Raw genomic sequence first — 22853 nt, forward strand, 5'->3', positions numbered from 1 at the left:
TTTGACCTTGTTCAGGGCGCCGGCAGTGGCAATGACGTCTTGTTCGCAACACATTCCCGAGGCCAAGTCTGCCCAGTAGCTGGCTCGGGGTAAAGCATTTACTCCAGCCCGCGCCGATTGCTGCGCTGCACGATGTAACTTCGGCGCAACGTTACCGGTAGCAAACGATCGCGCCTAGCGAATCAATGCGCGTGTTCGGCCGGGGCGGCCGCCGCGACGCCGTCTTCCACCACCACTTCAACGGTTACGCTGCCAGCCTTCTCGAAACGCAAGGTCAGCGGGAAACGATCGCCCACGCGCAGCGGCTGCTTCAGCCCCATCAACATCACGTGATAGCTGCCGGGCGCGAATTTGACTTCCTGGCCCGCGGCCACGGCCACGCCGCCGGCCACTTCGCGCATGCGCATCACGCCCTTGTCGTTGAGATGGGTGTGCAATTCGGCCTTGGCCGCGCGCGGCGTGCTGGCCGACAGCAGCTTGTCGGCGGTCTTGCCCTGATTGTTCAACGACAGATAAACGCCGCCGGTGGGGCTGCTTTCCGGCATTGCCCGGCTCCACGGATGGCCGATCTTGATATCGCCCAGCTTGAATTCGTGCGCCATCGCTCCGGCGCTCAGCAGGCACAGGCCCAGCAGGGCGCTCAATGTCTTTCGCATAATCAACTCCTTGGGTTTTCCGCACTCTAGCACAGCCGCCCACAGCAGCCGTGCGGCATAATGCCACAGCCAATGTCATGCCGCGCGCGCGCCGCGGGGCCCCTAGCAGAATTTCCCTTGTCACCGGCCCGCGGCCTCAGGCAGACTGCGTCCATCCATTGTAATGTTCGCTTCATCAGCGTAGTGCCATGCTCAAGACGTTGTCGCTCCAATTCCTGTTCGGCGGGCTACTCAGCCTGATCACCATCACTAACCCGCTGTCCAAAATTCCGCTGTTCATCACCCTGACCCGCGAAATGACGGATTCTGCGCGCGACAACCAGGCGCGCCGCGCCTGCGTGTTCGCGGCGGCCATCATGGTGGTCAGCCTGCTGGCCGGCAACGTGATCATGTCCGCTTTCGGTATTTCCTACGGCGCGCTGCGCATTTCCGGCGGCTTCGTCGTCGCCGTGCTCGGCTACCGCATGCTGTTCCTGTCGCAAGATCCGGGCAACGCGCCCAAGACCGGCGAGCGCGAGGACTACGCTTTCTTCCCGCTGGCCATGCCCGGCATCAGCGGGCCCGGCACCATTGCCGTGGTCATCGGCATTTCCACGGAGATTGCCGAACTGACGACTCTGCCAGCCAAGGCGCTGGCCTTCGCGATGACCTTCGCCGCCATCGGCGGTACTTGCTTCGGCATGTGGTTGACGCTGCAATCCTCGCAGTTGATCGCCCAGCGCCTAGGCCGGGGCGGCCGCGAGGTGATGACGCGGCTGATGGGTTTCTTGCTGATCTGCATTGGCGTGCAATTCGTCGGTTCCGGCATCCGCACCTTCATGGCCGGTTCCTGAGGCCGGCCGCGACGCCCTGCCATGTCTTATCAGGCGTCCGACCGTTCCGACTTCTTCCGCGCCGACGACATCGGCCAGTTGGAATGCCTGGACGCCAGCTACGCCCAGCGCGTGTTTCCGCCCCATTTCCATGAAGAATACGTAGTCAACGCATTAACCCTGGGCGCACAGTCTTACCGCCACCGCGGCGGCACCCACCGCGCCGGCGTCGGCGCGCTGGTGCTGATCAATCCCGGCGAAGTGCATACCGGTGAAACCGCCGATGCGCGCGGCTGGGCCTACCGCGGCTTCTATCCATCAGCGGACTTCCTCCAGCGGCTGGCCGCCGACATCAGCGGCGACGCCCACGCCCGGCCTTATTTTCGCGACACCGTGGTGCTGGACGCTACGCTGGCCGTCGGCCTGGACCAGTTGCACCGGCTACTGCGCGGCAGCCAAGACCGGCTGTTGCGCGAATCCGCCTTACAGCGAGTATTCGGCGCGGTGCTGCAACGCCATATGCAGGTGCGCGGCCAGATGCACGCCGCCGCTCCGCGCGCGGTGGAGCTGGCGCGGCAAATGCTGGCCGACGCCATCAACGAGAACCTGTCTCTGCAAACGCTGGCGGAAGCGGCCCAGCTCTCGCCTTGGCAACTATGCCGCCAGTTCCGCCAGCACTTCGGCCTGCCGCCGGTGGCCTGGCGCAATCAGTTGCGCGTCAACCGCGCGCGCCAGCTATTGGCTCAGGGCCAGACGCCCGGCGCGGTGGCGCTCAGCCTGGGCTTCGCCGACCAGGCTCATCTCACCCGCTCCTTCCGCCACACCGTGGGGCTGGCGCCGGCGGCTTATCAACGCGCGCTGGGTCTGCGCCGCTGAACGTCTGTTCACGCTTTTCTCCACCGCAGCGCCCCATCTCGCGCTAGTGCGCAAGCGCCAGGCCACAGCGCAAACCCATCCTGCAAAATCGTTCAAGACGACGACTGGTTTCGGCGGCATGATGAATGGACTTCGTTTCCGCAAGGACCCGTTCCGATGACGAGCTCCACCCCCGTCGCCTGGGCACTGCAAGGCGCGCGCGACAGCCTCCCCATGCTGATAGGCGCCGCGCCCTTCGGCGTGATCTTCGGCACCCTGGCCATCGCCGCCGGCCTCAGCCCGCTGACGACCCAAGCCATGTCCCTGCTGGTTTTCGCCGGCTCCTCGCAATTCATCGCCGTCAGCCTGGTGGCAGCCGGCGCCGCGCTACCGGTACTGTGGCTGACCACTTTCGTGGTCAATCTTCGCCACGCGCTGTACAGCGCCACCCTGCTGCCTTACGCGCGGCAATGGCCGCTGGCCTGGCGCTGGCCGCTGGCGTTCTGGCTCACAGACGAAACCTTCGCCGTGGTCGAGCACCGCTTCCGCACCCAGGGCGTGGCCGGCGGCCAGTGGTATTGGCTGGGCTCTTCGCTGGCGATGTACGGCAACTGGCAGGCATGGACGCTGGCCGGCGTGCTGCTGGGACGTTCAGTGCCGGGGCTGGCGCAACTGGGGCTGGACTTCGCCATGGTGGCCACCTTCGCCGCCATCGTCGCGCCGCAATTGAAAAAACGGCCCACGCTGGCGGCCGCGACGGTAGCCGGCCTGACCGCGCTGTTGGCGCGCGGTCTCCCCTACAAACTGGATCTGATGCTGGCGGCGCTGCTGGGCGTCGGCGCCGGATTCTTGCTGGAAGGCAAGCGCAAGGAGGCGGCATGAATCATTGGTGGATGATACTCGGCATGCTGGCGGCCACCTTGCTGATCCGCGCCAGCTTCCTGGTGTTCGGTCAGCGGCTGGCTTTCCCGGACTGGCTGAACCGCGCGCTGCACTATGTCCCGGCGGCGGTACTGTCGGCGCTGGTGGTGCCGATGGCCCTGGCTCCCGCCGGACGCATCGACCTGTCGCTGGGCAACGCCTACCTGATCGGCACCTTGGTTGCCGTCGCGGTGGCGTGGAAAAACGGCAAGACTCTGCTCGCCATTGTGGTCAGCTTCATCGTCTATGGCTTGCTGCGCTGGCTCTAAGAACCTGCTCGGAGCCTGCATGCGCCGCTTCGCGGCGCGCGGCCGGCAATGGGCAGCGGGCCGCGCGCGGAACCTCGGCTCAGATATTGTAGACCAGCACCAAGCCGATCAGGACCGGAGCCGCCCAGCAATAAATAAAGCGCACGCCGGAGGCCAAGGCGCTGGGCAATTTCAACTCGGCTCGCATGGTCGGCCAGATCACCCAGCCGGCGAAGCAGGCGGTGCCGATGCCGCCCAGCGGCAGCAGGATGTTGGACGCGGTGTAGTCCATCAGCTCGAACACATTGCGGCCGAACAGCTTCCAACCCGCCAGCGGCCCAAAGGACAACGCCGCCGGCACCCCGGCGCAAAACACCAGCAGACAAATGAGCAGCGTCGCCTTGCGTCGACCAACGCCCCACTCATCGATGGGAAACACCGCCACCAACTCCAGCAGAGACACCGAAGAAGTCAGCGCCGCCATCAGCAACAGCAGAAAGAACGCCGCCGCCAAGCCTTGGCCGAAAGGCAGGTGGTTGAACACCACCGGCATGGTCATATAGGTCAGGCCCGGACCGGCCTGCGGATCCAGACCGAAAGCGTAGATCGCCGGGAAGATCATCAGGCCGGCCAGGACCGAGGTCAGCGTGGTCAGGCCGGTGACCCACAATGCCGCGCCCGCCAATTTCGCGTCCCTGCCCAGGTAGGAACCGTAGGCGATCATGCAGCCGGCGCCCACCGACAAGGAGAAGAAGGCCAAACCCAAGGCCTCCACCAACATGCCCGGCGTCACTTTGGCGAAATCCGGCGTCAGCAGGGCCGCCACGCCGGCCTCCGCGCCCGGCAAAGTCAGCGAGCGCGCAATCAAGCCCAGCATCAGCAGGAACAATAGCGGCATCAACACCTTGCCCGCCCGCTCAATCCCCTTCTGCACCCCGCACATCACCACTAGCAAGGTCAGCCCGGTGAACAAGGCGTGAGTCAGCAGCGATTCGAAGGGATTGGACACGTAATCGCCGAACAGCCGCGCCAGCGCCGCCGGGTCGTTGCTCATCACCCGGCCGTCGAGGGCGCGCAGCAGATAACCCAGAGTCCAGCCGCCCACCACGCTGTAGAAGGAAAACACCAGGAAGCCGCACAACACGCCGGCATAGCCCACCAGCTTCCAGCGGCGCGAGCCCAGCCGGGCGAAAGCGCTCACCGCGCCGCAAGCGGCCGCGCGGCCGATGGCGATCTCGGCCAACAGCAAGGCGATGCCCAAGGTGAAGGTGAGCAATAGATAGATCAGTAGAAAGGCGCCGCCGCCGTTCATCGCGGTGACGTAGGGAAACTTCCAGATGGAGCCCAGGCCGACCGTGGCGCCGGCCGAAGCCAGGATGAAACCGAGGCGGGAACCCCATTGCGTGCGAGACATGACAACTCCTGAGTCAGAACAATTTGCCGCCGCACGGGGTAACGCTGGATACAACAAGGCCGCCCATGACGGCGGCCCGGAAAATAGATGCTAAAATCCCTGGCGCGCCGATTAGCTGCGCCACCACCACGATTTGGTCTGGAATGGGATCTTCTGCTTCATAAGTTCGCCAGCATGCCGGTTTACGCCCCAGTACGTCAAGCCCGGCATGCGCGCTCACGCCTTGTCGACAGCCAAGCCGGCCTCCGCCATCCCCGCCTTCTTCAGCCGAAAACCCAGCCACAACGCCAGCAACCAGGCCGGCAGCACATACACCGACACCGCGATGCCCGGCGTGAACAACATCACGCCCAGAATCATCAGCATGAAGGCCAGGCACAGCCAGTTGGCGAACGGATGCCACAGGGAAGCGAACACCAGCTTGCGACCGCCCTGGGCGCGGCGAAACTTCAAATGCGTGAGGCTGATCATCGCCCAGTTGATCACCAGCGCGGTTACCACCAGCGACATCAGCAGCGCCAGCGCGCCGTTGGGCAACAGGTAGTTAAGCACCACGCCGGCGAAAGTCGCCAGAGCCGAGAACAAGGTGGCGTTGACCGGCACCCCCCGCTTGTCCAGCTTGGCCATGCGCGTGGGCGCGTTGCCCTGCTGAGCCAGGCTGAACAACATGCGGCTGGTGGCGTAGACGCCGCCGTTGTACACCGACAAGGCTGCGGTCAGCACCACGAAATTAAGCCCGTGCGCGGCGAAACCGGCCCCGATCTGCTCAAAAATCATCACAAAGGGGCTGCCGCCGGCAGCCACCTTGCTCCACGGATACAAAGACAGCAGCACCAACAGCGAGCCGATGTAAAAAATCAGCACGCGGTAGATCACCTGATTCACCGCCTTGGGGATGGTTTTCTGCGGATCCTGGGTCTCCGCCGCCGCCATGCCTATCAGTTCCAGGCCGCCAAAGGAGAACATGATCACCGCCATCGTCATGAACAGGCCTCCGACGCCGTGCGGGAAGAAGCCGCCATCGCGCCACAGATTGCTCACCGAGGCCTGCGGACCGCCGTTTCCGGACAAGAGCAGATAGCCGCCGAACACGATCATCGCGATGACCGCGCCCACCTTGATCAGCGCGAACCAGAACTCCGTCTCGCCGTAATATTTGACGCTGCTCAGATTGACGCCGGTGATCACCGTGAAGAAGACCAGCGCGGTGACCCAAGTGGGCACATCCGGCCACCAGTAGCGCACGTATTCGCCGGCGGCCGTCAGTTCGGCCATGCCGGCCAGCACATACAGCGCCCAGTAATTCCAGCCGGACAGGAAGGCGGGAAACTTGCCCCAGTAGCGATCGGCGAAATGGCTGAGCGAGCCGGCCACCGGCTCCTCGGCCAACATCTCGCCCAATTGGCGCATGATCAGGAAAATGATGAAGCCGGCGACGGCGTAGCCGAGAATCATAGCCGGTCCGGCCGCTTTCAACACGCTGGCCGAGCCCAGGAACAGACCAGTGCCGATCGCGCCGCCCAGCGCGATCAACTGAATATGGCGGTTTTTCAGCTCGCGCTTCAAACCGGTGGAAGTGGGGGTAACGCTCACCTTGGCGCCTCCTGCTGATTGAGTGAATGGAACGGTATTGCTTCATCAATGCAGCAAGGCCCTTACCACTCAAAATTGGACAATAAGTCCAATAAAACCAGCAAGACATCCCTATTACATACATCAACTTCAAACAAACCACGGCCAGATTAAACAAAACAAGACATAAGGTCAAAAAGCATTTCACTGCATTTAGCAAAGAATTGCCGACCAATGCTACAGCTTCAAACTATCGGACAATTTGTCTAAAAACATTTTAATATCGGAGAAGCCGGCGTAAAAGAGCAGGGCCGCCTGCGGAGGCGGCCCTGCCGATTACGGTCTCGCCAGAGCGGCGACCGATGAAGTCATCCTCAAGGCGTTTGACGCGCGGGCTCCGCCGCCGGTGTGCCCTTGGCGCGATAACCCACCCACAACAGCCCCAACCATATCGGCAACACATAGACCGATACCGCGGCACCCGGCGTCAGCAACAGGATCAGCAAAATCATCGCCATGAAGGCCAGGCAGACCCAGTTGGTCAGCGGGAACCAGAAGGATTTGAACACCAGCTGTTCGCCGGCCTCAATCTTGGCGCGACGGAACTTCAAGTGCGTCAGACTGATCATCGCCCAGTTGGTCACCAAGGCGGCCACCACCAGCGACATCAAGATGCCCAGCGCCTCGCCCGGCAACACATAGTTGAGGATCACGCAGGCGAAAGTCGCCGCCGCCGACACCAGGATCGCCATTACCGGCACGCCGCGCTTGTCCACCTGCATCAAGGCCTTGGGCGCGTTGCCTTGCTTGGCCAGCCCGTACAGCATGCGGCTATTGGCGTAGACGCTGCTGTTGTACACCGACAGCGCCGCGGTCAACACCACAAAGTTAAGCAGGTTGGCGGTGAGGCCGGAGCCAATCTGCTGGAAAATCATCACGAAAGGGCTGCCGCCGGACGCCACCTTGCTCCACGGATACAAGGACAGCAGCACCACCAGCGAACCGATGTAGAAGATCAGGATACGGTAAATCACCTGATTCACCGCCTTGGGGATGGTGGTGCGTGGATTGTCCGCCTCAGCCGCGGTCAAGCCAATCAGCTCCAGACCGCCGAAGGAGAACATGATCACCGCCATCATCATGAACAAACCGCCAAAGCCGTGCGGGAAGAAGCCGCCGTCGCTCCACAAATTGCTCACCGAGGCCTGCGGACCGCCGGTGCCCGTCAGCAGCAGATAGCCGCCAAACAGAATCATCGCGATCACCGCCACCACTTTGATCAAGGCGAACCAAAACTCCGCTTCGCCGTAAACCTTGACGTTGGCCAGATTGATGCCGTTGATACAGACGAAGAACACCAGCGCTGACACCCAGGTGGGCACATGGGGCCACCAGTACTGGACATAGGCGCCTACGGCGGTAAGCTCGGCCATGCTGACCAAGATGTACAACACCCAGTAGTTCCAGCCGGACAGGAAGCCGGCGAAATCGCCCCAGTAACGATAGGCGAAGTGGCTGAAAGAGCCGGCCACTGGCTCCTGTGCCACCATTTCGCCCAGTTGGCGCATGATCATGAAGGCGATCAGGCCGGCGATGGCGTAGCCCAGAATCATTGACGGGCCGGCGGCTTTCAGCACGCTGGCCGAACCGAGGAACAGGCCAGTGCCTACCGCGCCGCCCAGCGCGATCAATTGTATGTGGCGGTTTTTCAAGCCGCGTTTCAAACCGGCTTCAGTGGAGATATCAGTCAAGGCTGCCCCCTCAAATCATCATTTTCCAGCAACATTAATACCAACAGCATGACAATTCAGGCAAGCCGCGTCGTTCCTGTTGCAAACATCGACAAGCTGAACATTAAGCACCTAAGCGCAGACTGAGTCAAACGACGACATTGGAGTTTTATGCCTCGATCACGTCATATATTGAATACAATGAAATTAAATTCGATTATTTAAACAAATACTTTGCTCAAATTGCTCAACAAGCTGCAGACTACTGCAAATTTCTGCCACGCGCCCTCTCCTCCGCCCGTATCAGTACAATGACACATAAGCAAGCGTTTGCTTGCCGATATCTTGATTTAAATCAAACCGCTATCGATAGTCGCTCCCCGCCCTCGCTCCCGTAAACGCTAACGACTCGCCACTTTTAGTAACAAATGGAAAACATTTAATTTGCAACTGTCTGCCACCATAAAGTGTCTGAATTTCATCTCACTCATCATGATTACGGCCGCATAGACGGCCTGCTTTTTGGAGACGAACCATGAAACAATCCTTGTTGATCGCCAGCGTGCTGGGCGGCGGCATTGCCCTTGGCGGCCTGGGCGTGGCCGGCTATCAGGCCGTGAAATCCAACCCGCAAACCGCGGCCGCGCCTCAGCAAACCGCCAGCGCGCCGGCCGCAGCATCCGCCGCCGCGGTTCTGCCGCCCACGGTGGCCTCCGCTCCGGTTACCGTCGCGGCGGCCGCGCCGGCCGCCGCTCAAACGGCTCAAGCCGTTGCGAAGCCCGCCGAACCAAGCGCGCCGGCCAAGCCGGCGGCGCCGGTTCACGCCACGCATGCCCGCATTCTGGCGGTGACGCCGATCAAGGAAACCGTCAATGCGCCGAAGCAGGTATGCCATCAGGAGCAAGTGACCCATCAGGCGCCGGTTCAGGATCAAAACCGCATCGCCGGCTCCGTGATAGGCGGCGTGCTCGGGGGCGTGCTGGGCAATCAAGTGGGCGGCGGCAACGGCAAGAAAGCCGCCACCGTGATCGGCGCATTGGCCGGCGGCCTGGCTGGCAACAAGGTGCAGGAAGGCATGCAGCAACGCGATCAGGTCAACAGCACCCAGACTATTTGCAATGAAGTGAACGAAAGCAGCGAGAAGGTCGTCGGCTACGACGTCAAATACTCGCTGGACGGCAAGACCGGCACCGTACGCATGGATCGCAAGCCCAAGGGTAAAACCTTGCCGGCCAAGAACGGCAAGGTGCTGGTTTAGAGCGGCTAAAATCCTGATGTTGCATTGCACCGACTTGCCGCGCGACTTGCTTCAGCCGTAAAAGCTGAATTTTTTGGCCGCGCTTACCCCCAAGCCTTGCCACGCAAAAGCGGACCTCCCGGTCCGCTTTTTTTCATACCCTCAGGGCCTGTTCAAAGTCTCGCGAGCTAAAGCGAAGCAAGGCGCTGCCGCAGCGCAGCCCGCTTTACTCAATACGGTATACGAGCATTTCGAAGCCGATACGCATCGCGCCATGTCACCACCGACGCGGAGGCCGATTACAAACAGGTTCTCAGCGCCAACGCGCAGCAACCGCCTCCGCCTCTTCTGGCGGGCCGAACAAGACCGTCCAACGGTCTTTCCAGTTGGGCGCGCGCCAGGCTTCGCGCAGCATGTCGCGCCATTCCACCACGCTGACCCACAGCGGATTGAAGCTGTTCACCGGCTTGACCGTGCCGTAGTCGCAGGGATCTTGCTCGCACTCTTCCACATAGGTGCCGAACAGGCGGTCCCAAACTACCAACACGCCTGCGTAGTTATGGTCGATGTAGCGCGGATTCTTGGCATGATGGCCGCGATGGATGGACGGAGTGTTGAGCACGTACTCCAGCCAGCCCAGCTTGGGGCAGGCCTGGGTATGCACAAAGAACTGGAACGCCAGGTTCAGCAACACCACGCCCACCACCTGCTCCGGCGGGAAACCCAGCCAGGCCAGCGGCAGCCAGAACGCCCACATGCCGGCCAATGGATACATCAGACTTTGACGGAAGGCAGTGGTGAAATTCATGCGGGTGGAGCTGTGATGAACGCTGTGCGCCGCCCACAGCCAGCGCACGCGATGACTGACGCGGTGGAACCAGTAGTAGAGAAAATCCTGACCGATGAACAGCAGCAGGAAGCTGAGCCAGGAATCGGAAAACTGAAACAAGCGGTGCTGCTGATAAATCCATGCGTACAAGGGCAGCACCAGCACCCAGGCCAGCTTGTCCGCGCCCTGATGCAACAAACCCAAACAGGCGCAGCACACCGAGTCGCGCCAGTCGTAAAGGCTGAGCCGGCCCTGGCGGCGCAAATACCACAGCTCGCCGGCAACGCAGGCCAGGAATACCGGCGCCAAAGCCAGCAGCAGCAGTTGAATGTCGAACTTCATCACCGCCTCCCGCTTGGGAACTGTGTCCACGCGCTAACGCAAACACTTGATTGGAGTTTGAGCTCTATAATTACTCAAACGCCGAATGCCGGCAAGCGGATCAGCCCTGTCCTGCGGTCTACCCTACTGCTGCTGACGCGCGCGGAACGCGGTCAAGGCCGCCTCCCTCTCGCTCCAGGTCCGGTTCACGCTCCTGCGCCCGGACAGGCGCTGCAGATAGGCCTCGCGGTCGGGAAAACCGGCGGTGACGTCTTCGCCCAGCAAGGCTTTGCTCATCTGCTCCAGCGCCGGCAGGATGCAGGCGGCGCTGATGTCGGCGCTGCTGAAATCTTCGCCACAGGCCCAAGGCCCGTAATCCAGCAACTGCGCGCAGGCCGCCACGCCTCGAGTGATCTGCTGGCGAGCGGCGTCAATGGCGCCGGCTTCCAGCGGGCTGCCAAACAGCCAATGGCGGTACAGCGGCAGCGCCGGAGACAACACGTATAAATCCAGCATCGCGCTCAATTGGCGCGCATGAGCGCGGCCGTTCGGCGTAGGCGGCAGCAAGGAGGCGGTGGGATAGGCATCCTCCAGCCATTCCAGGATCACCGATGACTCCGCCATGGCGTGGCCGCCCACTTCGACAAAAGGAATCTTGCCCATCGGGCTCTTCGCCAGCAGTTCTTCCTGCTGCGAAGGGGCGGTGAGGATTTCTTGGAAGTTGACGCCCTTTTCCAGCAAGGCGATTTTGACCTTGTTGTAATAAGGGGACAGCGCAGCGCCGTAAAGCTTGATCATTCAGGTCTCCAGGCAGGCCGTGCCTGCGGTTGCTGATGGAAGGCGGCCGGCCATGCTGCGATGCAGGACCAGCCCGGCAGCATTATGCCATTACTTATTCATGGCAATGGCTTTTTGCTGCAGCAACTGCCGGATCTGCGGCAGCGCCGCTTGTGCCGCGCGCTCGCCCTCCAGAATAGCCTGATGACGCGCGTCGAATTGAGCGGATCCGATATCCTGCACTTGCGGGCGTATCACCACGTCGGCCTGCTTCAATTCTTGCGCCAGCGCCGGCCCGTTCATGATGTTCAGGCTTTGGTCCAGCATGGACAGAAAGCCGGTGGCGGCGCCCTTGCGCGGCCGCGCCGAGATATCGACGGCGATGACGAAGTCCGCGCCCATCTCGCGCGCGGCGCTGACCGGCACCGGGCTGACCAGGCCGCCGTCCACATAGCTCTTGTTGCCTATCTTCACCGGCAGAAACACATTAGGAATGCTGGCCGAGGCGCGCACGGCCTGGCCGGTGTTGCCCAGGCGAAACACCACTTTGCGGCCGCTGTCCAGTTCGGTGGCCACCGCGCCAAACGGCCGTGGCAGTTGTTCCATGGTCTTGTTGGCCACCTGGGCGTTAATCCAGTTCTGTAGCTTCTCGCCTTTGATCACGCCCTTGCTGGACAAGGTCCAGTCGGTGAGATTGGATTCATCCAATTGAATCGCCCGGCTCTGCAACTGCATGCCGCTAAGACCGGATGCGTACAGGCTGCCGACCACGCTGCCGGCGCTGGTGCCGGTCACCAGGTCCGGCGTGAGGCCGGCGGCTTCCAATACCTTGATCACGCCGACATGGGCGAAGCCCTTGGCCGCGCCGCCGCCGAGCGCCAAACCGATCTTGGGCTTCAGCACCGGCTTGGGCGTCACCGCCGCGGGGGGGGAAGACAAGGTGGAGCAGGCAGCCAGCAGCGCGGCCATGCTCGCCAGCAACCAGGGCCGGAGTGTATGTTTGCTAATCATGATTCCATCAGGCTTTCAGACATCGGCGGCAATCAACGCCGCCCCAACGGACGCGGAATCCAGCATCACATAGTTCAGATGCCGCGCGCCCTCCAATTCGAAATAGCATTCGCCGTAGACATCCATTTCCAACCGGCGGTAGAACGCGATCGCGCGCTCATTGCCGTGCCACACCGTCAGCCACAGGCGGGCGGGCTCTGGAAGGGCGAACGCCCAACGCCGCCCCGCTTCAAGCAAGCGCCGGCCCAGTCCTTCCCCTGTACGGCTCTCCACCAGATAGAGCCGCTCGACTTCCGCGGTGGCGAAGTCACAGCCCTGGCATGGGCTGTCCCGCTTCAACTGTACGTAGCCAATCAGGAAATCATCCTGCTCCATCACCAGCAGATGATGCGCGGAATCGACAATCAAGGCCTCGAAATTCGCCGGCGTGAATTCGCTCAACACATAGTTGGCCATGTCCCGGCGGACGCCGTCGGTCACGTAGGTGCTCAGCCACACTTGAATCGACAAGGCGGCTAGGCAAGCGGCATCTGTCTGCGTCGCCGGGCGGATGGTCGGCATCGCCTTATTCCGGCCGTTTCTTGACGAACTCGATCACCTGACGGCCATCGTCGCTGAACTTGGCCAGTTTCTTGTCGCCGCCCTTCCAGGCATGGCCGTACACCACCTCGTAGGTGGCCGGCAGCTTGCCGTCGCGGCGCAGATCCTCATACGCCGCCTCCACCCGCTGCCAGGCGTGCTTGCCCATCAGGCCGCGGCCGCGGCCGCTGGTGGCGTTGTGCGCGCCGATGGCTTTCAGGTCCGCCATCACGTCGCGGGCGCGGCCATAGGTCAACACGATTTTTTCCATGTCCATCACCGGCTCGGCGAAACCGGCGCGCATCAACGCGTCGCCCAGATCGTGCATGTCGATGAATTGGTTGACGTGGGTGGCGCGGTCCACTCCGGCAAAGGCGCCCCGCAATTCATGCAGGGTGTCCGGGCCCAGGGTGGAAAACATCAGCATGCCTTCGGGCTTCAACACACGGCGGAATTCGGCGAACACGCTATCCGGCACATTGACCCACTGGATGGTGAGGCTGGACCAGATCATATCCACGCTGGCGTCCGCCAGCGGCAAGCGCTCGACGTCGGCCACCACCTGCCACGGCAAGCTGGGGCGAAACAGTTTCTTCAACAGGCCGTCGCCGCTCTGCTGCTTGGCGCGGGAGGCTTGCAGCATCGCCTGGGCCAGGTCCAGCTCCACCACGCGCGCATCTGGATAACGGGCGCGTAATTGGGCCGAGCCGTAGCCGGTGCCGGCGCCGGCGTCCAGCACCACTTGCGGCTGAAACTTGATGTAGTCCAGCCGCTCGGACATCCGGTCGGAGACTTCGCGCTGCAAGACCGCGGCGGAGTCGTAGCTGGCGGCGGCCTTCTCAAACGAGGCGCGCACGCGCGCCTTGTCGGTGTAAAACGCTTCAGTCATGCATGGGTTTCCAAATGCTGGGCAAGCGCGGCGACGAATTCGGCTTCGTGCGACAGAAACGGCGCATGCGACGCTTGCGGAAATTCATAAAGCCGGGCATCGCCCAGCGCGTCGGCCAGCCAACGGCCGGCGCCTATCGGCGTGATGGCGTCGCGGGCGCCGTAGAACAGGCCCACCGGGCATTGAATGCGACCGGCCAGCGCGCGCGCGTCGGCCATAAGCAACAGTTCCAGCGCAGGTAGCAGGCCTTGCGGCCGGCCATGGGCGAACAGGTCCGCGCGCAAGGCCTTCAGCGTGTCGCGGGCGGACGGCGCGCCCATCATCTGCAAGGCCAGGAAACGCTCAAGCGTCTGCTCGAAGGCGCCGTCCAGACTGGCGGCCACGGCTTCAATGGATTTGCGCTCCTGCGCGTGCGGCCAGCCCTCCTCGCGCACGAAGCGCGGGCTGGTCGCCACCAAGGCCAGGCTCTTGATCTTGTCGGGATGACGGGCCGCCCAATGCTGGGCGATCAGCCCGCCCAGCGACCAGCCCACCAATTGCAGCGGCAATGGAAAAGCCTGGTCCAATAGATCGGCCACCGCGTCGGCGTCGAAGGAGGCCAACGGGGCGGATGCGCCGTGACCAGGCAGGTCAACCAGATGCACGCAATGACGGGCAGCCAATTGCGCCGCCACGCGGCTGAACACACCGCCATGCAAGCCCCAACCGTGCAGCAGGACGACGTCCGGGCCTTGACCCAGCGTTTCAACAAACAGACTCATGGACGACCAGATGGGGTGAAACCATCATTTTCGCAAGATCGCGATGCGAAAGAAACCACCTAGTCCGGCATCTTCGTCATGAACCTTGCTCAAACGACAGGCCGCCAGGATATCTTCAAGCCGACGGTTGATGTCGGTGGCGATTAGACGCGACAGCTGGTTGCCGGCGCTGCGCAACAAAGACGGCCGCTGGCCGTCGGGCAGGAATTTATCGAACACCGCCGCCCGGCCGCCGGGCTTGAGCACGCGCTCCACTTCGCGGATGCAGGCTTGCGGGTCCGGCACCACCGCCAACGCCAGATGCAGCACCACCGCGTCGAAGCTGGCGTCGGGGAAATCCATCGCCTGCGCGTCCATCACCCTGGCGTCCACCGCCATGCCCAAGGCCTCGGCGTGAGCGCTCAGCCGCGCCAGCATGCCGTCCGAGATGTCGATGGCGGCCACATGGCGGCAGCGCACCATAAAGTCCAGGTCCAAACCCGTGCCGGCGGCCACCAGCAAGATGCGCTCCTCAGGCTGCGGATTGAGCAGGGCGATGGAACGGCGACGGCGCGCGGCGAAAGCCTGCGCCACCCTATCGTAGACCGGCGCATACAGATTGTAGCGCCAGCGGTTGAATGCCTGCGGCCAGCGCCGCCATCCGCTAGCACTCACCTTGGAACTCCTTGCGGAAGCGGGCCAGCCGCTCCCAGTCCACGCCCTGCGCCGGCGCCGGCGCGGCGAAGTAAAAGCCTTGCAGTTTGCCGCAGCCCATCTTTTTGAGCATGGCCAGTTGAGCGGCCGTTTCCACGCCTTCGGCCACCACCTCCAGATCCAGGGCCTTGGCCAACGCCAGAATAGCCCGCACGATGGCCGCCGATTCCTGAGTGCGATCCAGATCGAAGACAAAGGACTGGTCTATTTTCAGCACATCGAAACGATAGCGGTGCAGATAGGACAGCGCCGAATAACCGGTACCGAAGTCGTCCAAGGCCAGCCGAACCCCCAGTTCATGCAACGCGTGCATCACGGTGGCGGCGATTTCCGGCTGATCGATCAGCGCGCTTTCGGTGATTTCCAAATGCAGCGTCGCCGGCGGCAGCCGGTAGTGCCGGATGCGCTCGCCTATCCAGACCGCCAGTTCCGGATCGTGGAAATGGGCCGACGACAGATTGATGTGCAGGGCCACCTCCGGCCCCACCCGCCTCTGAGCGCGCCACGCGCTCAATTGAGCGCAGGCGGCGTTCAGCATATAGCGGTCCAGACGGGTAATCAGCCCGCTCTCCTCGGCGATGGGCAGGAACAAGCCGGGCGAAATCAGGCCGCGCTGCGGATGCTGCCAGCGGGCCAAGGCTTCGAAGCCGACCAGCTCGCCGCTGTCGCCTTCCATGAAGGGCTGGAAATACGGCAGCAGCTGCCCCTCTTCCTCCAGCGCGCGCCGCAGTTCGCTCTCCAACGCCAACTGGTCCGCCTGATTGATGCGCAGCTCATGGTTAAACAAGGTATAACCCTGCCGCCCCTGCTGCTTGGTGCAATACATCGCGTGGTCGGCATCGCGCAGCAGATCGTCGGCCTTGTGGTAATGCTCGTGGTCCGCCAGCACCACTCCGACGCTGGCGGTGGAAAACACCTCCCGCCCCGCCAGGATCACCGGTCGCTCGAACTCGCTGACAATGCGCTGGGCGATGCGCTCGCAGTCGCCGCCGCCGTCCATGCCGAACATCAACACCGCGAACTCGTCGCCGCCCAGCCGCGCCAGAAAATCGTAATGGCGCAAGCAGGAACGGATGCGCGCGCCGGCCTCGAACAAAAGATGGTCGCCGGCCAGATGACCCAGGGTGTCGTTGACCAGCTTGAAGCGATCCAGATCGATGAACAGCACCGCAAAACGCTCGCCTCCGCCATGCGAATACGTCTCCCAGGCCCGGCGCAAGGCCTTGGAAAAATAGCTGCGGTTAGGCAGCTTGGTCAGCGGATCGTGCAGGCTGTCGAACTCCAACTGGGCGTTGACCGCGTCCAGCTCGCTGGTCCGCTCCCGTACCCTTTGCTCCAGCTCCACGTAAGCGGTTTGCAGGCTTTCCAGCGCCTTGACCCGGGTCAGCGCCGCCCCGATATGGTTGGCGACGAATTCCAGCACCTCTTGATCGCGGAAGTTGTAGACCACGTCCTCTTCATAGCTCTGCACCGCCAGCACGCCCAGGAGATCAGTGCCGCAATACAAGGGCACGCCCAGCCAGCTCTTGGGCCGGGGCAGCTCCTCATCGGCCTCGGGCTGGCGGTTCTGCTGCGAATAGGGATCAATCAGCAAAGGCCGTCCGCTGTGCAGCACCTGTTCGACAAAGCCCTTGCCGGGCCGATGCGGCTTGAGCGGCGGCGCGTATTCGTCGGCGCAGTAGGGGAAGCTGATGCAATCCTCGGCCTGATCGTACAAGGCCACCAGACAATTGCGCGCCGGCACCATTTCGGCCAGCAGGCGGTGCAGACCGCCGAGAAAAGCCTCCAGCGACAAGCTGGTATTCGACAACTCCGCGATACGGAACAAGGCGCCCTGGAAACGCTCGGCGCGCTTGCGTTCGGCCACCTCCGCGCGCAATCGCGCGTTGGCGCCTTCGAGCTCGCTGGTGCGCAGCCAAACCTGGCGCTCCAACTGGCTGCGATGCAGCACCCGCTCCAGCACAAAGCCGACATGGCGGGCGGCGAACAGAAACAACTGCTGCTCGGCCGATGTCAGCGGCGTTTGATCCTCGTACAACTGCAGCACCACCGCGCCGATCACATGGCCGCCGGCATTGACCAGCGGCGCCCCCATCCAGCTGGCCGGCAGCAGTCCCTGCCGGCTCAGCCCCTCCTGCTGGCACACTTCCAGCAGGCGCTCCCGGCTCAGCACCACCGGCTTGCCGCCGCGGATCAACCAGGCGGTCAAGGACTGGGCGTGGCCAGCCAGCGGAAAAATGGCGTCGCTGGCGGGTGGGGCGGGGTCGCGTTGGTCGATGTAGAAGGGGAAGTGGATGACTTGGGCTTCATCATCGTACAGGGCGATGTAGAAGTTGCTGGCGTCCATCAGCCGCATCATCTGCCGGTGCAAGCCGGGCAGAACCTGATCGATGGTGCCGCACTCTTCGGCTAACTGCGAAATATCGAACAAGGCTTCGTTGGCTTCGCGCGCGGCCACCTGCTCCGCGCCCAGCCGCGCGCACAGCAGATGCGCGCAGAGCAAGGCGGCGGAAGGATTCAGCGCCGAGCCGGCGTCTCCGCGCCACACCAACCATCCCAGCACCTGCTCCCCGGCGCGCAAGGGCATCGCCTCACAGCCTGCATCCAACCTGCCGCCGCCCTCCAGCATTTCCGCGCTAGGCAGAGCGTCGGCAGCGCCCAAGGCCGCCAAGAGCTGCCAGGCCGCCCCCAGCTGCCGCCAAACCGCGGCAACACGCACTCCTCCCTGCTCTTGCAGCAGAGACAGCGCCATTGCGGCAGCCTGCTCTGGCGTCGCCAGATATTCAGCCATGCTCTTCATGTGATTATCGTAGTATGAGTTAGCTGGAAAATCCGGCCATGCCGATGCGCCCCTCCCCATGGGCGCGCCGGCTCAGGACGCCGCGGCGCGCTGAATACAGGACAGCAGGCGCTGCAAGTGTTCCGGCTGATGCATGGCCGACAAAGACAGACGCAAGCGCGCCGTCCCGGCCGCTACCGTGGGCGGGCGGATCGCCGGCACCCACAAGCCCTGGTCGCGCAGACGGGCGGCCATGGCCAACGCCTGTTCTTCGCTGCCTATGATAAGTGGCTGAATCGGCGTTCGGGAAGCCCCTACGGAGTATTTGAATTCAGATAGTCCTGATTTGACAGTTTCTATCGATTCACGCAGCCGCGCGCGCCGCTCATCCGCCTCGGAGATCAAGCGCAGGCTGGCCAGAATCGCACAGGCCAACGCCGGCGGCTGGGAGGTCGTGTAAATATAACTGCGCGCGGAATTGATCAGCCACTCCACCAAGTCCGCTCCGCCGGAGATGAAGGCGCCGGCCACCCCAGCGGCCTTGCCCAAGGTCGCCATGTAAATCAAACGCGGGCTGGACAGCCCGTGCTCGGCCAGCGCGCCGCGACCATCGCCCAGCACGCCGAAGCCATGCGCGTCATCCACATACAGCCAAGCGTCATAGCGTTCGGCCAAGGCCAGCAACGCCGGCAGCGGGGCTTCGTCGCCGTCCATGCTGTACACCGACTCCACCGCGATCAGTTTGGAGCGCGCGCTGGACTCCGCCAGCAAACGTTCCAGTTGCGTCAGGTCGTTGTGATGAAAGCGCTTGAACTCGGCGCGGCTCAGTCTACAGGCGTCGTTCAACGAGGCATGGTTCAGCCGGTCGGCGAACACCGCGTCGCCGCGGTCCAGCAAACTGCTGACAATCGCCAGATTGGCCGCATAGCCGGAGCCAAACAATAATGCCGCAGGCTGGCCGACGAATTCCGCCAACGCCTCCTCGGCCTGCTGTTGCACACTGAAGTGACCAGCCAGCAAATGCGAGGAGCCGCCGCCCACCCCCCAACGTTCAAGACCCTGCTGCGCGGCGCGCACCAGAGCCGGGTGATCGGCTAATCCAAGGTAATCGTTGCTGGCGAAAGAGACATAGGAACGCCCGTCCACCACCACTTCGACCCCTTGAGGGCTATCGATGACCGCGCGTTGGCGACGGCAATGGGTGGCGGAAAGGTCCAGCAGGGCGGCAGGCAAGTCTTGAAGGCGCATATCGGCTCGAAATATCCCGTGAAAAGGGCTTGGCCGGAACCAGCCTCGCCGGCCGCCCAAGCTATTCCTTATATATACATTTTTTACATCGCCCGCGAATCCGCCGCCCAATCCGCTCAAAGCGGCGTCAGATCAAGCTTTTCCAGCAGCTGCCGGTCGGCATCCACCTCGGGGTTGCCGGTCGTCAAGAGCTTGTCGCCGTAAAAGATGGAATTGGCACCGGCAAGGAAGCACAAAGCCTGCGTGGACTCATCCATTTCGCGGCGTCCGGCGGACAATCGCACATAGGTTTTGGGCATCACGATGCGGGCCACCGCGATGGTGCGCACAAACTCGGTCCAGTCCAGCGGCTCGGCGCCTTCCAGCGGCGTGCCCTCTACCTTGACCAGCTTGTTGATAGGCACCGACTCCGGTTGCGGCTCAAGATTCGCTAGCTGTGCAATCAGACCTGCGCGATCGTTGCGGGTTTCATTCATGCCAACAATACCACCACAGCACACCGATAGACCCGCGCTGCGTACTTTTCCCAAAGTGTCCAGCCTATCTTCATAGTCCCGCGTGGCAATGATATCGGAATATTTGTCCGGCGAGGTATCCAGATTGTGATTGTAATAATCCAGGCCGGCCGCCTTCAGTTTTTCCGCCTGTCCGCCCTTCAGCAAACCAAAGGTGGCGCAGGTTTCCAGCCCCAAGGCTTTGACTTCCTTGACCATTTCCAACGTTTTTTCCAAGTCCGCGTCCTTGGGGCCGCGCCAGGCCGCGCCCATGCAAAAGCGGCTGGCCCCATTGGCCTTGGCCGCGCGCGCGGCGCTCAAGACTTCGTCCACCGTCAGCATCGGCTGATTGGGCACCGGCGTGTCGTGATGCGTCGATTGCGGGCAGTAGCCGCAGTCTTCCGGACAGCCGCCGGTCTTGATGGAAATCAGCGTGGACAGCTGCACCTTGGTGGGGTCGAAAAACTGGCGATGAATCTCGGCCGCGCGGAATACCAGCTCCATGAAGGGCAAGGCCAGCAGCGTTTCGATTTCCGCCACAGTCCAGCTGGCAGATTCCGGATGCGGGTTGGCGGAAGGCTTGAATTCGATAGCGGAAGAATGCATGGTCTATCCTGGCTGTGGTCACTGTCCGGCGATGGAAGACCTTGATCTGGCAAGGATAACTCCGGCTTTCGCCGTCAGGACCGTCAGAGTGCCACGCCCGGCCGGGCGTGGGGCGAATCAGCGCATCTTGCTGGGGAGGGCGCCATGCTGTCAAACCTGACAAGGCTCATAACTGACAAGTGCACAATATTTAATCAGCCATGCCTGCTCTGCGGGGACTGCCGGGCAGAGCTGGGCTTTTGCCAGGACTGCCGCCGGCAGTTGCCTGCCCTGCCGTCCACGCAATGCGCGCGCTGTGCGGAACCGCTGCCCGTCTCCGGCTTATGCGGCCAGTGCCAGCGCCGGCCTCCCGCCTTTGACGCGCTGTACGCGCCGTATTTGTTCGATTACCCTCTCGCCGCGTTGATCCACGCCTTCAAATACGGAAAACAGCTGCAGATGGGCGCGGCCTTGGGTGGCTTGCTCGCCGATTTCGCCGTATCGCTCAGCCCAAAATATCACCTCGTCATTCCTGTTCCACTGGCAAAAGAACGGCTTGCCGAACGCGGTTTCAATCAAAGTCATGAGTTGGCAAAAGCATTCGCTGCTACAATGGCAAGCCGTTTGAGCGCCGAGGTTTGTTGGCGAAAATACAACACTCTTCCCCAAGCCTCCCTCGGACGCGCCGAACGCCGGAAAAACCTCCGCCATGCTTTCGGCGTAAATTGCCGCTGTGACGGGCTTTCCATCGCCATTGTCGATGACGTCGCCACCAGCGGCGCCACCCTGTCGGCGCTGGCCGAAATTTTGAAAAAACAGGGGGCAAAACGGGTCGATGGCTGGGTGCTCGCCAGGGCCTTTTCTCCTAAAACTTGACCAAGATTTTGATTCTTTGGAACAATCCAGGCTGCCAACGATGTTCACTGTAATTCTTTTTCAGCCGGAAATACCGCCCAACACGGGCAATGTGATTCGTTTATGTGCCAACACCGGCTGTGAACTGCATCTGGTCAAACCCATGGGCTTCCCTTTGGAGGACGCCAAGCTGCGACGAGCGGGACTCGATTATCACGAGTACGCCCGCGTAGTGGTTCATGAGGATTGGGCGGCTTGTCAAGAGACTTTGCGCGGACGGCGTATTTTTGCCGCCACCACCAAGGGCTCCGAGCGCCATGACCGGATATCCTATCAACCTGGGGACGTTTTTTTGTTCGGTCCCGAATCCCGCGGTCTGCCGCCTGAAGTGCTGGAGTCTTTGCCTCCGCAGCAGAGGATTCGTTTGCCGATGCGTCCAGAATCAAGAAGTCTCAATCTTTCGAACGCGGTCGCGGTGACGGTGTTCGAGGCTTGGCGACAGCTAGATTTCGCAGGGGGAAGCTGAAGCGGTTCGCAGATCGGCCCAACAAGGGACTCTGAAAAGCCTGGTCCGAGCGCTTGCTAGCAAGCGCGAAGCGCCGACGTTCAAACGGCGCGCCAAGGTTTGCAGTGGTTCCGACAGCATAAGGGAGATCTATGCAATCAGTACTCCGATGGCTGTGGCTTGTGTTCGTCAGTCTCGTACTCGTGGCCTGTTCCACCGTGAAGACGGCCAGCGCCACCAACCAGTCGGCCTCCTCGTCGACCGGCAACAAGAAAACCGTTGCCAAGAATGGAGCCTTTTTCCAGAACGATGGTCCCGCCGACCATATTCCGGTCAACCTGAACCTGGTGCCGGACGCTGTGCCCCAGGAAGAGCCGCTGATCAAATCAGCCAACCTGCCCTACACAGCGCTGGGAATGAGCTTCCGCCCCGACACGCGCGAAAAACCCTACCAAGCCACGGGCCGCGCCTCTTGGTATGGCAAGCAGTTCCACGGCCGCAAAACGTCCTCCGGCGAGAAATACGATATGTTCGCCATGACCGCCGCCCATCCTACGCTGCCGATCCCGAGCTATGCCCGGGTTACCAATCTTAACAACGGCAAATCCGTGGTGGTGCGCGTCAATGACCGCGGCCCCTTCCACAAGAACCGCCTGATGGACCTGTCCTACGCGGCGGCCTATCGCCTGGGCTTCGTCAAGCAAGGCAGCGCCAAGATCGCCATCGAACGCGTATGGCCGGACGCCGGCGGCGAGAACATCGCCAGCACCCGTCCCGTCAACACCGCTCGACGCGTTGAAGACACGCCCAAGTATCTGCAACTGGGCAGCTTCTCCAAACTGGCCAACGCCGAGGCGATGGTGCAGAAAATGCTGGGCGAGATGGACGACAAATACGAGTCCAAGCTTGGCATCGTGAATCAGGAAGGCGTCTACAAAGTGCGTCTGGGGCCCTTCCGCTCCAGCGACGCGGTACGCAACGCCGCAGAGAACCTGCACGTGGAGACCGTAGTCACCAGCTTGTAAGAACCAACGATCTGCTGCGCGTCGGCGATACGGCGTTGAAACCGACTTCGAAATGCT

General features: G+C 62.3%; 22 protein-coding genes. 8 read left to right on the top strand and 14 right to left on the bottom strand.

The window, feature by feature from the left end; translation table 11 throughout:
- Positions 1–182 precede the first annotated feature (182 nt).
- Positions 183–656, bottom strand: coding sequence for a copper chaperone PCu(A)C (locus DXT74_RS01350; protein ID WP_043592390.1), 474 nt, complete (start codon positions 654–656; stop codon positions 183–185).
- Between the two features lie 188 nt (positions 657–844).
- On the opposite strand from DXT74_RS01350, the gene DXT74_RS01355 reads away from it, so the two are divergent.
- The 4 genes from DXT74_RS01355 to DXT74_RS01370 all read left to right on the top strand — a co-directional run bounded on the left by DXT74_RS01355 (position 845) and on the right by DXT74_RS01370 (position 3513).
- Positions 845–1489, top strand: a complete 645-nt coding sequence (locus DXT74_RS01355) for a MarC family NAAT transporter (protein ID WP_043592391.1) — start codon at positions 845–847, stop codon at positions 1487–1489.
- 21 nt (positions 1490–1510) lie between these two features.
- Positions 1511–2344: an AraC family transcriptional regulator gene (locus tag DXT74_RS01360; RefSeq protein ID WP_194427133.1), complete on the top strand. Its 834-nt coding sequence runs from the start codon at positions 1511–1513 to the stop codon at positions 2342–2344.
- A 156-nt stretch (positions 2345–2500) separates the two neighbouring features.
- Entirely contained in the window at positions 2501–3205 is a 705-nt protein-coding gene (locus DXT74_RS01365; protein WP_194427134.1) for an AzlC family ABC transporter permease, read from the top strand.
- Positions 3202–3513, top strand: a complete 312-nt coding sequence (locus DXT74_RS01370; protein WP_114152696.1) for an AzlD domain-containing protein — start codon at positions 3202–3204, stop codon at positions 3511–3513. The genes DXT74_RS01365 and DXT74_RS01370 overlap by 4 nt, the downstream gene beginning before the upstream one ends.
- A gap of 79 nt (positions 3514–3592) precedes the next feature.
- On the opposite strand, the gene DXT74_RS01375 is transcribed toward DXT74_RS01370, so the two are convergent.
- From DXT74_RS01375 to DXT74_RS01385, 3 genes are all read right to left on the bottom strand, one after another.
- A complete protein-coding gene (locus DXT74_RS01375) occupies positions 3593–4906 on the bottom strand; it encodes a sodium-dependent transporter (protein ID WP_194427135.1) in 1314 nt (437 codons plus the stop codon).
- A gap of 216 nt (positions 4907–5122) precedes the next feature.
- On the bottom strand, positions 5123–6499 hold the full coding sequence (locus DXT74_RS01380) for an amino acid permease (RefSeq protein ID WP_043638128.1): 1377 nt from the start codon (positions 6497–6499) through the stop codon (positions 5123–5125).
- 353 nt (positions 6500–6852) lie between these two features.
- Positions 6853–8229: an amino acid permease gene (locus DXT74_RS01385; protein WP_052052110.1), complete on the bottom strand. Its 1377-nt coding sequence runs from the start codon at positions 8227–8229 to the stop codon at positions 6853–6855.
- Positions 8230–8743: 514 nt separating this feature from the next.
- On the opposite strand from DXT74_RS01385, the gene DXT74_RS01390 reads away from it, so the two are divergent.
- Positions 8744–9466 carry a glycine zipper 2TM domain-containing protein gene (locus DXT74_RS01390; RefSeq protein WP_081555196.1) on the top strand — a complete coding sequence of 241 codons (723 nt, stop codon included), beginning with the start codon at positions 8744–8746 and terminating at the stop codon, positions 9464–9466.
- Positions 9467–9758: 292 nt separating this feature from the next.
- Here DXT74_RS01390 and DXT74_RS01395 read toward each other — a convergent pair whose 3' ends face one another.
- From DXT74_RS01395 to bioB, 10 genes are all read right to left on the bottom strand, one after another.
- Positions 9759–10616 carry a sterol desaturase family protein gene (locus DXT74_RS01395; RefSeq protein WP_043638130.1) on the bottom strand — a complete coding sequence of 286 codons (858 nt, stop codon included), beginning with the start codon at positions 10614–10616 and terminating at the stop codon, positions 9759–9761.
- Positions 10617–10739: 123 nt separating this feature from the next.
- Complete coding sequence (locus DXT74_RS01400; RefSeq protein ID WP_043638132.1) at positions 10740–11393, bottom strand: glutathione S-transferase family protein; 654 nt, start codon at positions 11391–11393, stop codon at positions 10740–10742.
- Between the two features lie 90 nt (positions 11394–11483).
- The gene (locus tag DXT74_RS01405) at positions 11484–12383 is read right to left on the bottom strand and encodes a patatin-like phospholipase family protein (protein WP_043638134.1); all 900 of its coding nucleotides are present in this window, start codon (positions 12381–12383) and stop codon (positions 11484–11486) included.
- A gap of 15 nt (positions 12384–12398) precedes the next feature.
- Positions 12399–12944: a GNAT family N-acetyltransferase gene (locus tag DXT74_RS01410; protein WP_114152694.1), complete on the bottom strand. Its 546-nt coding sequence runs from the start codon at positions 12942–12944 to the stop codon at positions 12399–12401.
- 4 nt (positions 12945–12948) lie between these two features.
- Positions 12949–13851 carry a malonyl-ACP O-methyltransferase BioC gene (bioC, locus tag DXT74_RS01415; RefSeq protein WP_043638138.1) on the bottom strand — a complete coding sequence of 301 codons (903 nt, stop codon included), beginning with the start codon at positions 13849–13851 and terminating at the stop codon, positions 12949–12951.
- Positions 13848–14612, bottom strand: coding sequence for a pimeloyl-ACP methyl ester esterase BioH (gene bioH, locus DXT74_RS01420; protein WP_019101747.1), 765 nt, complete (start codon positions 14610–14612; stop codon positions 13848–13850). Before bioH ends, bioC begins: the two co-directional genes overlap by 4 nt.
- A gap of 24 nt (positions 14613–14636) precedes the next feature.
- Positions 14637–15266 (bottom strand): class I SAM-dependent methyltransferase, encoded by a 630-nt coding sequence (locus DXT74_RS01425; protein WP_114152693.1) that lies wholly within the window; start codon positions 15264–15266, stop codon positions 14637–14639.
- Positions 15256–18105 (bottom strand): EAL domain-containing protein, encoded by a 2850-nt coding sequence (locus DXT74_RS01430; protein ID WP_194427136.1) that lies wholly within the window; start codon positions 18103–18105, stop codon positions 15256–15258. Before DXT74_RS01430 ends, DXT74_RS01425 begins: the two co-directional genes overlap by 11 nt.
- 72 nt (positions 18106–18177) lie before the next feature.
- Positions 18178–19332 carry an 8-amino-7-oxononanoate synthase gene (gene bioF / locus DXT74_RS01435; RefSeq protein ID WP_114152692.1) on the bottom strand — a complete coding sequence of 385 codons (1155 nt, stop codon included), beginning with the start codon at positions 19330–19332 and terminating at the stop codon, positions 18178–18180.
- Between the two features lie 116 nt (positions 19333–19448).
- The gene (gene bioB / locus DXT74_RS01440; protein ID WP_043638155.1) at positions 19449–20432 is read right to left on the bottom strand and encodes a biotin synthase BioB; all 984 of its coding nucleotides are present in this window, start codon (positions 20430–20432) and stop codon (positions 19449–19451) included.
- 144 nt (positions 20433–20576) lie between these two features.
- Between bioB and DXT74_RS01445 the strand changes: the two genes are divergently transcribed.
- The 3 genes from DXT74_RS01445 (at position 20577) to DXT74_RS01455 (ending at position 22796) form a co-directional block, all read left to right on the top strand.
- Positions 20577–21287 carry a ComF family protein gene (locus DXT74_RS01445; protein WP_194427137.1) on the top strand — a complete coding sequence of 237 codons (711 nt, stop codon included), beginning with the start codon at positions 20577–20579 and terminating at the stop codon, positions 21285–21287.
- A gap of 40 nt (positions 21288–21327) precedes the next feature.
- Positions 21328–21792, top strand: a complete 465-nt coding sequence (locus DXT74_RS01450) for a tRNA (cytidine(34)-2'-O)-methyltransferase (protein WP_081555202.1) — start codon at positions 21328–21330, stop codon at positions 21790–21792.
- A 131-nt stretch (positions 21793–21923) separates the two neighbouring features.
- Positions 21924–22796, top strand: a complete 873-nt coding sequence (locus DXT74_RS01455) for a septal ring lytic transglycosylase RlpA family protein (RefSeq protein ID WP_043638166.1) — start codon at positions 21924–21926, stop codon at positions 22794–22796.
- Positions 22797–22853 lie beyond the last annotated feature (57 nt).

The sequence above is a fragment of the Chromobacterium sp. Rain0013 genome, from assembly GCF_015291765.1.
GTDB lineage: Bacteria > Pseudomonadota > Gammaproteobacteria > Burkholderiales > Chromobacteriaceae > Chromobacterium > Chromobacterium haemolyticum.